10 protein-coding genes are annotated in these 13,732 nt (G+C 46.1%); 5 read left to right on the top strand and 5 right to left on the bottom strand.

The features are described 5' to 3' along the window. Positions 1 to 35: 35 nt before the first annotated feature. Positions 36 to 1,652, bottom strand: coding sequence for a M20/M25/M40 family metallo-hydrolase (locus CPIN_RS36260; RefSeq protein ID WP_148230498.1), 1,617 nt, complete (start codon positions 1,650 to 1,652; stop codon positions 36 to 38). Positions 1,653 to 1,903: 251 nt separating this feature from the next. On the opposite strand from CPIN_RS36260, the gene gcvT reads away from it, so the two are divergent. The 4 genes from gcvT to CPIN_RS02940 all read left to right on the top strand — a co-directional run bounded on the left by gcvT (position 1,904) and on the right by CPIN_RS02940 (position 8,252). Next, positions 1,904 to 2,992 (top strand): glycine cleavage system aminomethyltransferase GcvT, encoded by a 1,089-nt coding sequence (gene gcvT, locus CPIN_RS02955; protein ID WP_012788273.1) that lies wholly within the window; start codon positions 1,904 to 1,906, stop codon positions 2,990 to 2,992. 33 nt (positions 2,993 to 3,025) lie between these two features. Next, positions 3,026 to 3,499 (top strand): SRPBCC family protein, encoded by a 474-nt coding sequence (locus CPIN_RS02950; RefSeq protein ID WP_012788272.1) that lies wholly within the window; start codon positions 3,026 to 3,028, stop codon positions 3,497 to 3,499. 86 nt (positions 3,500 to 3,585) lie between these two features. Continuing rightward, on the top strand, positions 3,586 to 4,314 hold the full coding sequence (locus CPIN_RS02945; protein ID WP_012788271.1) for a 2-phosphosulfolactate phosphatase: 729 nt from the start codon (positions 3,586 to 3,588) through the stop codon (positions 4,312 to 4,314). A 185-nt stretch (positions 4,315 to 4,499) separates the two neighbouring features. Beyond that, on the top strand, positions 4,500 to 8,252 hold the full coding sequence (locus CPIN_RS02940; protein ID WP_012788270.1) for a DEAD/DEAH box helicase: 3,753 nt from the start codon (positions 4,500 to 4,502) through the stop codon (positions 8,250 to 8,252). Between the two features lie 55 nt (positions 8,253 to 8,307). Here CPIN_RS02940 and CPIN_RS02935 read toward each other — a convergent pair whose 3' ends face one another. Together CPIN_RS02935 and CPIN_RS02930 are read right to left on the bottom strand one after the other, a co-directional pair. Further along, positions 8,308 to 8,841 carry a metalloprotease family protein gene (locus CPIN_RS02935; protein WP_012788269.1) on the bottom strand — a complete coding sequence of 178 codons (534 nt, stop codon included), beginning with the start codon at positions 8,839 to 8,841 and terminating at the stop codon, positions 8,308 to 8,310. A 12-nt stretch (positions 8,842 to 8,853) separates the two neighbouring features. Continuing rightward, positions 8,854 to 9,900 (bottom strand): tetratricopeptide repeat protein, encoded by a 1,047-nt coding sequence (locus tag CPIN_RS02930; protein ID WP_012788268.1) that lies wholly within the window; start codon positions 9,898 to 9,900, stop codon positions 8,854 to 8,856. 167 nt (positions 9,901 to 10,067) lie between these two features. Here CPIN_RS02930 and CPIN_RS02925 point away from each other — a divergent pair, with 167 nt between their 5' ends. Then, the gene (locus CPIN_RS02925; RefSeq protein WP_012788267.1) at positions 10,068 to 10,766 is read left to right on the top strand and encodes an outer membrane beta-barrel protein; all 699 of its coding nucleotides are present in this window, start codon (positions 10,068 to 10,070) and stop codon (positions 10,764 to 10,766) included. A gap of 78 nt (positions 10,767 to 10,844) precedes the next feature. On the opposite strand, the gene CPIN_RS02920 is transcribed toward CPIN_RS02925, so the two are convergent. Both CPIN_RS02920 and CPIN_RS02915 read right to left on the bottom strand, forming a co-directional pair. After that, positions 10,845 to 11,624 (bottom strand): enoyl-CoA hydratase-related protein, encoded by a 780-nt coding sequence (locus CPIN_RS02920; protein WP_012788266.1) that lies wholly within the window; start codon positions 11,622 to 11,624, stop codon positions 10,845 to 10,847. A gap of 74 nt (positions 11,625 to 11,698) precedes the next feature. Beyond that, positions 11,699 to 13,726, bottom strand: a complete 2,028-nt coding sequence (locus CPIN_RS02915) for a S9 family peptidase (RefSeq protein WP_012788265.1) — start codon at positions 13,724 to 13,726, stop codon at positions 11,699 to 11,701. Positions 13,727 to 13,732 lie beyond the last annotated feature (6 nt).

Genomic DNA, 13,732 nt, shown 5'->3' with positions numbered 1-13,732 from the left:
AATGATATTAAGGGCTGCAAGATATTATAAAACGGTCAGAATTGGATATCAAATACTTTTTCGCTGTCTTCCCTCCTGACTTTTACAGTGGTTTTGTCGCCTTTTTTAAAGCCAGACAATGCCTGCATATAATCTTCCAGGTTAACAATCGCATGAGGGCCCAGTTCGATGATCACATCATTTGCAAGTATGCCTGCTTTGCTGGCGGGTTTGTTATCTGACACGCCATCTACTTTTACACCTGGTTTCTGCCAGGTATAATCCGGCATGATACCCAACGTAACAGTAAAACGCGCACTGGTGGAAGTTTGTTTATCGCGGGTTTTGGTAAACGCCAGTTTTTCCATACTGTTCGTTTTTTCTACCAGCTCGTATACAACTTTCAGTACGGTGAGCTCTCCGTCGTAATTGATCTTGGCCGCTTCATCTGAAGGTTTATGGTAGTCGCTGTGCGTACCGGTAAAGAAGAACAGCACAGGGACATTTTTAAGGTAGAAAGAAGTATGATCAGACGGGCCGGTCCCGGAAGAGTCGTAGGTAGTACGGATGCTGGCGGGAATAGTTTGTTGCAGCAGTGCCGGCCATACCGGCGAGGTACCGATCCCTGCTACTTCCAGTCCTTTGGCTGGGTCCAGTCTTCCTATCATATCCATATTGATCATGTAGTTAAAGGAAGATGGCGGTATGGTACTGTGTTCTGTAAAATATTTAGATCCAAAGAGTCCCAGTTCTTCGCCGGAGAAGGCGACAAACAGGTAGTTATACTTTTCGAGTTTTGATGCTTTCAGTTGTCTGGCCAGTTCCAGGAGGGCGGCGGTACCGCTGGCATTGTCATCGGCTCCATGGTGAATGGTCTGGTCATTGGGTGCCAGGGAGTTATGATCTTCACCATGTCCCAGGTGATCGAAGTGTGCGCCAATGACGATGGTGCTGGCTGCCTTGTTGTCTATATGACCGACAACGTTGGTACCTGTACGTCTGCCGGAGGCAAAATCCACCTGCATATCGATTCTGAGATCTTCTGCATCATCCAGCACTTTGCTGATTTCGCTGTTTACCCACATAACGGGAATTTTCAACGGCTCAACAGGGATGGATAACCACTTTTGTACTTCTTTGGGTGTTTCCGTTCCGTTATAAAATATCACCCCTGTAGCGCCCGCTTTTGCTGCTTCTCTTGCGTTCTGTCTGTAGATTTCAAGCGGATCGGCATGAGGAGACATTTCAAAATCTTTTACGTTGAAGAGCCAGATATTATCCGGTTCATTAACATCGGGAAGTACATCGCCTTTCGCGCTCTTTTGTGCACTGAAGGGCAATGGAATGAATTGTTCGCCAGGTGTGAGTGTGGATCTGTTGACGGTCAGATGGGACGTGGTGGCAATCAGTTTGCCTTCACTTACCAGGAATGTCTGGAGATAACCGCTGTCACCAGCGGGCGACAGACCGGCCAGTTTCATCTGACTTGCGATATATTCAGCAGCGAGTTGTTCCCCGGGAGTGCCGGTACGGCGGCCTTCCAGTTTATCGCTGGCGAGATAGGTGATATGTGTTTGTAGGTTGCCTAATGTTTTACGATCGGCCTTTTTCTGGGCGTTAAGCTGCGTAGTAAAGGGTAATAACAGTGCCAACAGGCATGTGGTGTGCTTCACAGTTGTTGATTTTTTAAAGTCCACGGATAGTGCCGGCAGACCTGGTTCCATTTGCAAAGATACGTATCTAAGTAGCTGGTTAGCAACGAACGCTTTGATTTACCGGCAATGCACTGGTTACGGGGAGGCAATTATTGCACCAAAAACACTATTTGCCCGCCGAATTTGGAAAATCAACCTATTTTTGCGGGGCTTAAACAAAACTTGAACCTAAAAGCATACCCAAAACAGAACCGATCATTAGTTTATTTATGAAGAACACACCATTTACACACAAGCACACAGCGCTGGGCGCTAAAATGGCTCCTTTTGCGGGGTATAACATGCCTATTTCCTACACTGGTATTAACGAAGAACACCTGACAGTCAGGAATAATGCAGGGGTGTTTGATGTAAGCCATATGGGTGAGTTCATCCTGAAGGGAGAGCATGCGCTGGACCTTATCCAGCGGGTAACCACCAATGACGCTTCCAAACTGACGGTAGGTAAGGCGCAATACAGCTGTCTGCCTAATGAAGAGGGGGGTATTGTGGATGATTTGCTGGTATATTGTATTGAAGAGAACAATGTATATATGCTGGTCGTGAATGCGAGCAATATAGAAAAGGACTGGAACTGGATAAGCAAGTTCAACACGAAGGGTGTGGAAATGCACAACATTTCTGATAAAACCTGTCTGCTGGCTATACAAGGTCCTAATGCCGCAAGCATTTTACAACCGCTGACAACTGTGGAGCTGGTGAATCTGAAATATTATACTTTCGCCAAAGGCGAATTTGCAGGTGTGCCTAATGTGGTGATCAGTGCAACTGGTTATACTGGTGCAGGTGGTATTGAGATCTATTTTGAAGATAAGGATGGTGCAGCTGATAAGATCTGGGATGCTATTTTTGAGGTAGGTGGTCCAAAGGGCCTGAAGCCGATCGGTCTGGCAGCACGCGACACCCTGCGTCTGGAAATGGGTTTCTGTCTGTATGGTAACGATATCGACGATACCACTTCCCCAATGGAAGCTGGTCTGGGTTGGATCACCAAATTCACCAAGGAATTTACTTCCCGTGAGAAATTCGAACAGCAGAAAGCAGCTGGCGTGACCCGCAAACTGGTTGGTTTTGAAATGGTTGACAAGGGTATTCCGCGTCACGATTACGAAATCAAGGATGCATCAGGTCAGGTGATCGGTAAAGTTACCTCTGGTACACAGTCTCCTTCTATGCAGAAAGCGATTGGTCTGGGATACGTAAATACCGAGTTTGCGGCCCAGGATTCGGAAATTTTTATTGCCGTAAGGGATAAATTACTGAAAGCCAAAGTTGTGAAGGTGCCATTTTTGAGTTAAGTTGGCTAAATTGCAAAAAACCATATCTATTCTATGCCGACAATTCATGTCACAACCGTAATTTATGCTCCTCTGGAGCGGGTCTTTGACCTGAGCCGGAGTATAACTGTGCATAAGCGCAGTATGTCGCATATGCAGGAAGCAGCAATCAAAGGCCGTTCAAACGGACTCATAGAGAAGGATGAAACGGTAACCTGGCAGGCTAAACACCTGGGTAAGCTGCGTCAGCTAACCACCCGTATCACAGAAATGCGTAAAAAAGAGTATTTCTGCGATGAAATGGTGGCTGGTGATTTTACCTATATGAAACATGAGCATCACTTTAAGGAGATAGGGAATGGTACAGTAGCAATTGACATCATGGAATTTGGTTTGCCATATGGCTGGTTCGGAAGATTGTTAGAAAGGTTTTATGTGCATAAGTATATGACCGAACTATTAAGAATACGGAACAGCGTAATAAAAGATTATGCGGAGAGTGAAAAGTGGAGAGTAATATTAGATTAAATTAACAATTAGGAATTAAGAATTAAGAATGGGTTTCAATCGGCGTCAATTCTTAATCCTTAATTCCTAATTCATAATTGAATGAAATGGGAGAGCAGAAACCAGGACTGGAAGTGTGTTTATCACCGGCTTTATTGCATTTGTACGATGTGAAGAACAGTATTGTGGTGATTATTGACGTATTGAGAGCTACGTCTACAATTTGTACGGTATTGTATAATGGCGCGAGCCGTGTAATACCGGTAGCCACTGTACCGGAATGTGTCAGCATTGGCGCACAGCTGGGAGAGAATGCCATTACTGCCGGAGAAAGAGACGGAAAGATTGCGGAAGGTCTGCTGCACGGAAACTCCCCTTTTGAATACCCCAGAGAGTTTATACAGGATAAAACGCTGGTACTGACCACTACAAATGGTACCAAGCTGTTGCATATGGCAAAAGATGCCATAGCTATCATCACTGGATCCTTTCCAAACATTTCTGCTGTTTGTGATTACCTTGTTGCCCAGGGCAAACCAGTCATTCTTGGTTGCGCTGCCTGGAAAGACCGCGTTAATATGGAGGATACTTTATTCGCCGGAGCGGTGGTAAACCGTATCAAGGATCATTTTACGGTGGATTGTGATTCTGCTGTCGCAGCAGAGGCACTTTACATTACTTCAAAAGACAATATCCACGAAGTAATGAAGCAGGCATCCCACTACAAACGTCTCGCAAAATTTGGTCTGGAGAAGGATATCCGGTACTGTCTGACCCCGGATGGCGCCAATGTGCTGCCTATTTACCGGAATGGAGAGCTTGTAGCTGCGGAATAGCCGCAAGATAATTTCTTTTCTTAAAGTGTTTGTTTCTGGAAGTGATGCGATGTAGTGTAGACACTACTCAAGCTGTAGCTTTTTAGGATTTTTCTGCGTACTTTTGTGAATTGCCTTTTCATCAGCTGCTAAATATTTTAGCGTTTAACCCAGGCTGATAAATAAACCGGGCAATTTGAGAAACTATGTCGCTGCCCCAGTTGCTTAAATACGTTTATAATAACGGAACCGATGAGGTGATCCGTAGGGGGAAGCGCATCTTTGCGACTGGTGGTGTGGAATTGTTAGAAGCTGATCCGGTTTTGAAATCAGCCACGTTCCGGGTAAAGAGCGATACCCATGCGAATTATTATCGCGTTTCAATCAGCAAATATCACGAGACGAGCAATATGTCCGTCCGTTGTCAATGTCCTTACAACCTGGGAGACATCTGCAGGCATGAAGCCGCAGCCATGTTCCAGTTGCAGGAAATGCTGGACAAAAATCACTTCGAAAGCTACGATACGCAATATAACCAGCAACATACGCTGGTAAAGATGAAGTTTATTGATCTGAAATCGCTTAAACTGCTGACTTCCAACGAAATATTTGCGGAAGCAGAGAAAATGGCCAAACCGGCTAAAGCGTTTAAGATCGCATCCGCCAAGGATGAAAAGGTGGAAGCCACACTCAAATATGAAGGGCAGGAATATCCGATGATCATACAGCGGAATGAAGAACGCTTTTTCGATACCGCCTGTAACTGTGATGAAACAGAGCATGCCATCTGTAAACACAAGACAGCCCTGTTTCTCAATCTTTTAAATAATCACGGTCCATATTATTTCGATACCCTGCGTAACTGGGACAAGGAAAAGAATAAACTGCTTGCCTTGTACGGGTACTCACTGGATGATAACCTGGAAGGAAAATTTACTTTCACCTACATGGAGGGGAAACCCTACCTGCGTGTACTGGATCCCGCCATCAAAAGAGTGGATGGTGTGGCGATCAGCAAACAGGCAGCTGCTGCGGCTCCTCCCCCTCCAACGGAAGAAACGAATACTATTACCCAGCGTATCGGGGTAGTTTTCAATGCTAACGAACCACTATATCCGTTCTTCCGGATCGACCTGGTAAGTGGTGAAGTAAATGATGAACAACGTGAATTTGTATCATTAGTCAATAAACTGGATCTGACCAAGTATGTTGACTTCTATTTATATAAAGAATCTGACCGTGACCTGATCACGCCTGTGCGTAAGGTACAGGGTATGGAGGTTAGTAAATTCCTTAGTAAGAACTCCCCTTTTGCGGGTATCTGGGAGAATATCACACATGACCATAACGAATCTGACCTGCCAACAGAAACCAAGGAACTGATGCTGGAATACCTGCATCCGAAACTGGCGAAGCTGTTTCCGCAGATGGCAGCGCACGGTTTGTTATTTCTCCTGCCTAACAGACAACAATTCAAGACCAAAAATCTTCAGCAGATACACCTGGCCGGTGACAGATTACAGCCTGTGTTTAAAACACATACCCTGAATGATGCCATCGAGGTGACCTGTCATCTGGAGATCGAAGGTGAACTGGTAAATGTGTCTGAAAATGAATGGGATAGCTCTATCCTCTTCCTGAAGAACAAGGTGTTATACCTTTTCGAAAATCCACAGGATGCACTGCATATCGAATTATTCCGCGAAAGCGGTAAAATCCGTATCCCTGCCGATCAGTGGAGCACTTATTTACAGGATTATCTCTTACCGCTGAGCAAACAGTATCAGATACAGTTTGATAATTCGCTGCTGGCGGAAGTAGATGATATATTACCGGAATGCAGGGTGTTCCTGCGTGAGGTAGGCGAGACATTTATTATCCAACCAGGATTTGCTTACCATGGACAGGAAGTTGAATGGAATGATGACGGTAAGATCACGGTACAGGAGGGTAATAAGGTCCTGATCATCCACAGAAACAAGGAAGCCGAACAGCAATTCGTAGAAAAGCTGAGCGGACTGCATACCAACTTCTCACAGCCCAATACCAATAACTATTTCTACCTGAAGGCAAAAGAAGCGTTGAAGAACAACTGGTTCTTCCTTTTCTTCGATACCCTGAAGGAAATGAATGTGCGTGTATTCGGTTTTGAGAACCTGAAAAACTTTAAGTTCAGCGCTCATAAACCAGTTACCAATCTGCAGATCAGTTCCGGTATTGACTGGTTTGATGCGCAGATCGAAGTGACTTATGGCGATCAGAAAGTAAGTATCAGGGAAATCAAGCAGGCGCTGGCAGGTAAACAGAACTATGTGCAACTGGCTGACGGTTCACTTGGGCTGCTGCCGGAAGAGTGGCTGAAGAAATACTCCCTGTTATTCAAGATCGGGGAAGAAAAAGACAAAGGTGCGCTGAAGCTGAGCAAGTATAATTTCAGCGTGATCGATGAACTGTATGAGTTTATTGACGATGAGGCGGTATTGATGGAACTGGAACAGAAGCGTCGTAAGCTGCTTCAGTTTGACGAGATCCGCAATATATCGTTGCCGCATAACCTCCATGCTACTCTCCGTCCTTACCAGGAAAGTGGTTTCCAGTGGCTGAACTACCTTGATGAAGTGAAGTGGGGAGGTATCCTGGCCGATGATATGGGTCTTGGTAAGACAATTCAGGCGCTGACATTCATCCAGCATTATAAGAATAAGCACGATGATAAATGTCTGGCGCTGGTAGTATGTCCTACGACGCTGATCTATAACTGGGAAAATGAGATCCGCAAGTTTACGCCGAGTATGACGTATCATATTCATCACGGTCCTACCCGTCTGAAAACAGCGGAAGAACTGATGAAGTTTGATATCCTGATCACTACATATGGTACACTACGTAGTGATGTACAGACGCTGATGAAACTGGATCTGGATTATGTGGTACTGGATGAATCGCAGGCGATCAAAAACCCGCAGAGTAAAGTAACCAAAGCGGCGCAATTGCTGAATACCAGGAACAAACTGGCATTGAGTGGTACGCCGATGCAGAATAATACATTTGATATCTACGCGCAGATGAACTTCCTGAACCCGGGTATGCTGGGTAGTGTGGACTTCTTCCGTAATGAATTTGCTACGCCGATAGACAAATTCCAGGATGAAGAACGTAAGGACCATTTGCGTAAGCTGATCTATCCGTTTATCCTGCGCCGTACGAAAGAGCAGGTGGCAAAAGAACTGCCTGAGAAGATCGAAACTGTGATCTTCTGTGAAATGGATGCGGAACAGCGGCATATCTATGACGCATATCGTAACTCTTACCGCTCCAAGATCCTGGGTGTTATTGAAGATCAGGGTATGGAACGTTCGCAGCTGACGATCCTCCAGGGTCTGATGAAACTGCGCCAGATCTGTGACTCTCCGGCCATCCTGAATGAGGCGGAACAGTATCCGAACCATTCTGTGAAGCTGCATGAGCTGACCCGTGAGATGAGTGAGAATATCAGTAACCATAAGGTGTTGATCTTCTCCCAGTTCCTCGGTATGTTGGGGCTGATCCGTGAGAAACTGCAACATATGAAGGTGCCGTTTGAGTATTTTGATGGTAGTACTTCCGCTACTGAGCGTGAACGCGCGATTCAGAATTTCCAGACCAATGATGACTGCAGGGTATTCCTGATCTCGCTGAAAGCGGGGGGGGTGGGTCTGAACCTGACGGCGGCGGACTATGTATATATCGTTGATCCATGGTGGAACCCGGCAGTAGAGCAACAGGCGATTGACCGTACCCACCGTATTGGTCAGACGAAAAACATCTTCGCCTACAGGATGATCTGTAAAGATACAGTAGAGGAAAAGATCCTGCAATTACAGGAGCGTAAGAAATCACTGGTTAAAGAGATCATTGCAGATGATTCCGGATTTGTGAAGAAACTGACGAAAGAGGATGTATTGTATCTCTTCAGTTAGTACAGCATATTATTAAAGCAGCAAGGCGCCCGCTATCAGCGGGCGCCTTGCTGCTTTATGCAAAGTATCTGACAATAAGTATGGGAAGTCCGAATGCAATACCCATTCCATAGGCCAGGTTGAGCCAGACCATAGAACCCAGGGCGCCCAGGTAAATCAGCCCTACAATAGGAAGCGTTACGATCCTTAACCACAACGATACATTTTTTCCCAGCCATAACGTATCCCACAGGACTTTTGCATCGCCGGTACTTGGAAAGGCATGCATGCCGATAGACATGCCCAGGTATAAGAGCAGAAAGTCAAATACGGAGCCATCGTTAAACAGGAATACGGGGATAGCGGCAGGGAATGCGATCAGTAAGGCCAGGATGGTATTGATGAAGAAGGGGCCGGTACCGATAAACAACTGGTGTACGGGATTGCGCACCGGTTCGTGTTGCACATAACCTACCGGATCACCCATCTGAAAATATTTTACATCGAAGATGGCAACGCCAAACAAGCGACAGAAAAACTGGTGTGCAAATTCGTGTACTACTACACCGGGAGCAGTAACAAGCGCTATATAATTACCTTGTACGAGCATTGGAGTAATGGTTTATTCTCTGAAAGGAGCTTTATCTGTAATAATATTATGAAGGGCCGTCAGTTCGCTGCTATCCTGCACCGGATCATTCTTCAGCAGGGCAAAGACTTTGTCAGCATCCGCTTGCCGTTGGTTGAAGTGATAGGCGATACAAAGCATTGGCAGTAATGTCTTGTTATCAGGCGCGAGTGTATGGGCCCGCTGGATAGTCTTCAGCGCAGCTGCGTCCATTTTTAGTTTCAGCTGGAAGGTAGCCAGGGACGAGAGTGCATCAATGGATTCTGTGTTTTGTGTGAGCAGTTGCGCTGTAAGCTGATAGGCTTCCTTATACTTTCCTTGTTGTTTCAGTGCGCTGAGTCGCTGGAACCATGCTGGCCTGAAGGAGGGCGTTTTGCTGTTAATCTTTGCACAGATCGTCTCCACTGCTGCATAGTCATGTAGCTCATAATAGTGATTGGACAACATAATGGCGGCTGCGTAATCGTATGGATGTTCCTGAAGGTAGGTCTCCAGTGCATTACGATAAGCGGCGGTATCATCAGCCAGACCATCAAGATGGATGTCAAATGCTTTATCCTGGATATTATAATACCTGGCGTTATCTGTGAGCATAAGTAATTCTTCGCTCAGGGCATCGCCATATAAAGAAATTTCTGCCAGGTCTAGTAAAGCCAGCAGGCTATCTATTTTCGTGACGTCGTCATTATAGTAGGCGGCAGTGGCCATGTGTACGGCCGTAGCTTTGTGATCGGGAAAGCGTTGAAGTATATCCGCAAATGCTTTTTCTGCAGTAAGGTATTTGCGTTGTTCTGCCGCCTTGATGCCTTTCATGTAACCAATGCCGGCAGTGAAGTAAGCAGGCAGGCGAAACAGGGCGATGATTAATATAACGCCTACCCCTATGGCCGCCCATCTGACTTCTTTTTTGACAGGATAGCGGGACATCCGCTTACGGCAACTTTTGCAGAGGCGTACAGGATAACCAGGTTCAAAATTGGGATCGAAACAGGTTGAACAGCCACCAGAATTGGTATTGAAGTGGCCACTATATTCTCTCATAGGATATAATATATTATGCCAAAAGATATGTATTTAATCTGGAATCTGGAAGGATTAGCGCCTGCAAGGAGGCGGCGACAGATATTTTATAAATATTTTAACCCTTGGTTTTATTCCTATTCCATTAAATTTGCCTAATATTCTTTTTCAAGACTTTATACTTAAACATGAAGAAATTATTCTTTTCGATCGGATTGATGGCGGCTTCTCTCGGTGTTTTTGCACAGGATGCCAAGAATGCAGTTGCTAATAAGGCCATGGGAGCAGCATCACATTCCAAGGATTTCTTAGTGATTCAGTTAGGTTACGTTGGATTGTCAGGAACAGGAGCCAGCAATATTAACACTGGATTTAACCGCCAGCTCAATATTGCTTTCATGTATGATTTCCCGATGCAGAAAACTAATTTCAGTCTTGCCGCAGGTTTGGGAATAGGGTCTGATCACTATATGTTGAAAGACCAGAGTCTGGATCTGAGAAATACATCCGCTACTCCTGATTTCCAGGGAACCGATGCATACAGCAAGTTTAAACTGGCGACTACTTACCTGGAAATTCCATTGGAACTGCGGTATCGTCAGGTGCCTGAGAATGCTAACCATGGTTTCAAAGTGGGATTAGGTCTGAAGATCGGTAACCTGCTCAATGCGCATACCCGTTCTGTTGAGAATATCGCAGGATCTAAGCTGATTGAGAAGGAAGCCAGCAAACGTCAGTTCAATACATGGCGCTTTACAGGTACTGCAAGAGTGGGTTATGGTAACTTCGCGGTGTATGGTACTTATGCCATCACCACCTTATTTAAGGACAATGGTACTTACGATGTAAACCCATATTCTTTCGGATTTATGCTGAGCGGTTTATAAGCTGAGCTGATAATATTGAAAAGGGGCTGTCCGCAATATGCCGGACAGCCCCTTTTGATTTTATAAGGTATTATTTTCTCAGACGCCTTTAAAAACAGGTTTACGTTTCTCCAGAAATGCCTGTATCCCTTCTGTATTATCAGCGGTATTACCTGCTATTTCCTGGCAATAAGCCTCATAATCGAGCACTGCATCCAGGTTTTCTGTCATCCCCTTTGTGAGCATTTTCTTCAAAAGGGCGATTGCTTTCGTAGGTGCGTTGGCATAGAATGCTGCCTCCGCTTTTACAGTGGCTTCCAGTTCTCCGGCAGGGACCACTTTATTGATAAAACCCAGTTGCTGGGCTTCCAGGGCCGTCATTTTACTGGCTTTGGTAGCCAGTTCAAATGCCTTGTGATAGCCTACGGTACGTGGCAGGAAGTAAGAGGAACCTGAATCCAGCACCAGCGCAATGTTGATGAAGATCTCCACCATGGATGCCGTTTCGCTGGCGATGATCATATCACAGGCCAGCGCCAGGGAGCAGCCAGCGCCTGCGGCCACACCGTTTAACTGGCAGATGACAGGCTTCGGCATATTCCGGATGGCCCTGATGATAGGATTATAGCGTTTATGCAGGGATTCACTGAGATTACGTTTTTCGCCATTCATAGCGGCTTTGAGGTCCTGGCCGCTACAGAATGCTTTACCTGCACCAGTCAATACCACTACCCTGACGGCAGCATCTTTCTCTGCCTGTTTGAGGGCATCCTGTAATTCATAGCTCAGTGGATCATTAAATGCGTTGTAAACATCCGGGCGGTTGAGGGTGATCGTAGCAACACTATCCTGGATGTCGAGCAAGAGAGAGGTGAACATAACGTTGGGGAATTTTTATATGAATTGAAGGACCGCATTCAGCACCAATTGCGGTGCTGAATGCGGTTGCTTGATTAAAGTGTTTCTTTTAGCCACTGGAAGAACTCACGTTGCCATACCAGCGCATTCTGCGCTCTCAGTACCCAGTGATTTTCTTCAGGGAAATAGAGCAGTTTGCTCTTGATACCTTTCAGCTGTGCCAGCTGGAAAGCCTGTAAACCCTGCTCGATGCCTACACGGAAGTCGGTACCACCCTGGATGACCATGATAGGAGTATTCCATTTGTTGGCATATTCGCTTGGATTGAATTCTTTGTAGATTTTCGCGTTAGCCGGATCCCAGTAAGCTCCGATATCCCAATTGGCAAACCAGAGTTCTTCGGTAGTACCGTACCAGCTTTTCAGGTCAAACAGACCGTCATGCGCAATGAATGATTTGAAGCGATTGTTGTGAACGCCTGCCAGCATGTAAACAGAGTAACCGCCGTAGCTCGCGCCTACCGCACCAAGACGGTTTTTATCAACATAAGGTTCCTGACTTACGGCGTCAATGGCGCTCAGGTAATCACGGATCGGTTGTCCACCCCAGTCTTTACTGATAGCGGCGTTCCATTCTACGCCATGACCCGGCATACCGCGGCGGTTAGGCGCTACGACGATATATCCCTGGGAAGCCATCAGCTGGAAGTTCCAGCGGTAGGAATAGAACTGGGACAATGCTGACTGCGGACCACCCTGGCAATATAATAGGGTGGGGTATTTCTTTGCAGGATCGAAATCAGGTGGGAAGATCACCCAGGCCAGCATTTCTTTATTATCTGTGGTTTTGATCCAGCGTTTTTCCACTTTACACATACCCGTTTTGTCGTACACTTCTTTATTTACGGTGGTCAGTGGCTGCAGTATACCTTTTGGTAGCTGTACGGTGAAGAGTTCGGCAGCATGGTTCATATCAGTGCGGCTTACAACAAGGGTATTGCCAGACTGTCCGATGATGCCGCTGATATCAAATTCGCCGTCTGTTACCTGGCGGATATGTTTGGCATTGGTAGCAGCTACGTCTTTCTGCAGGGTGATTTCGTGCAGTTGCTCGGTGCCTTTTACTACAGCGAGGAAGAAGAGTTGTTTATTGTCTTTGCTCCAGGAGATAGAGGCTACGGTTCCATCCCAGTCTTTTGTAAGATTGGTACGGGCGCCGGTGGTACGGTTCAGTACAATGATATCGTTTTTATCCGCTTCAAAACCGTCTTTTGCCATACCGAGCCATGCCAGGTATTTACCGTCCGGACTGAATGCAGGGGCTACATTGTAGCCAGCGAGTCCTTCGGACAGGTTTTTGGTTGCATGGGATTCGAGATTGTATTCGTAGACATTGGTATTGGTGCTGGTCGCATACTCTTTACCGAATTTCTTCTTGGTAACGTAGAGGATGCTTTTACCGTCCGGGCTCCAGATGACGTCTTCAGCTCCGCCGAAAGGCATCTGCGGGCTATCATACAGTTCGCCTTCCATGATATCTACAGGTGTTCCAACCTGGCCATTTTCATAGGTGGCAAAGAAGATATGCTGGAAGTTACCGTCTTCCCAGGTGTCCCAATGGCGGTAGTTCAGGTTGTCATAGATCTGTACATTGGATTTTGGCAGGTCAGGGTAATGGTCGCTGCCGCTGATCTTTTTCAATTTCACTTCTTTGGAAAACAGGATATGTTTACCGTCCGGGGAGATACGCATGTTCTGCAGACCGCCTTCCACAGTAGTGATCTGTGTGGCGCCGGAGCCGTCAGCATTCATTTCCCAGCGTTGTCCTTTGAAGACGTAGGCGATTTTCTGGCCGCTGATCGCGCTCACCTCTCCTTCTGCACCTGGTTCTTTCGTGATCTGTATAGCGGTCCCTCCTGCTAATGGTATGGCGAATAGGTCTTTATCGCTCTTATTTTCAGCGATATTGTATTGTGATACGCCATAGATAACTGTCTTTCCGTCTGCCGTAATCGCCTCTCCGCTTACTCTGCCCAATTGCCAGAGCAGCTCGGGCGTCATTTTCTGCTGGGCCACTGCCATAGTTGATATAAAAAGTGATGTTAACAAAAGTGATTTATGCATGTTCAG

The sequence above is a fragment of the Chitinophaga pinensis DSM 2588 genome (assembly GCF_000024005.1).
GTDB classification, from domain to species: domain Bacteria; phylum Bacteroidota; class Bacteroidia; order Chitinophagales; family Chitinophagaceae; genus Chitinophaga; species Chitinophaga pinensis.
This window is presented reverse-complemented; position numbering and strand designations above follow the sequence as displayed.

Coding starts and splice junctions, on each gene's coding strand:
- CPIN_RS02925 (WP_012788267.1), top strand. CDS start 10,068: ATGAAGAAATTATTCTTTTCGATCGGATTGATGGCGGCTTCTCTCGGT.
- CPIN_RS02940 (WP_012788270.1), top strand. CDS start 4,500: ATGTCGCTGCCCCAGTTGCTTAAATACGTTTATAATAACGGAACCGAT.
- CPIN_RS02950 (WP_012788272.1), top strand. CDS start 3,026: ATGCCGACAATTCATGTCACAACCGTAATTTATGCTCCTCTGGAGCGG.
- CPIN_RS02920 (WP_012788266.1), bottom strand. CDS start 11,624: ATGTTCACCTCTCTCTTGCTCGACATCCAGGATAGTGTTGCTACGATC.
- gcvT (WP_012788273.1), top strand. CDS start 1,904: ATGAAGAACACACCATTTACACACAAGCACACAGCGCTGGGCGCTAAA.
- CPIN_RS02945 (WP_012788271.1), top strand. CDS start 3,586: ATGGGAGAGCAGAAACCAGGACTGGAAGTGTGTTTATCACCGGCTTTA.
- CPIN_RS02930 (WP_012788268.1), bottom strand. CDS start 9,900: ATGAGAGAATATAGTGGCCACTTCAATACCAATTCTGGTGGCTGTTCA.
- CPIN_RS02915 (WP_012788265.1), bottom strand. CDS start 13,726: ATGCATAAATCACTTTTGTTAACATCACTTTTTATATCAACTATGGCA.
- CPIN_RS02935 (WP_012788269.1), bottom strand. CDS start 8,841: ATGCTCGTACAAGGTAATTATATAGCGCTTGTTACTGCTCCCGGTGTA.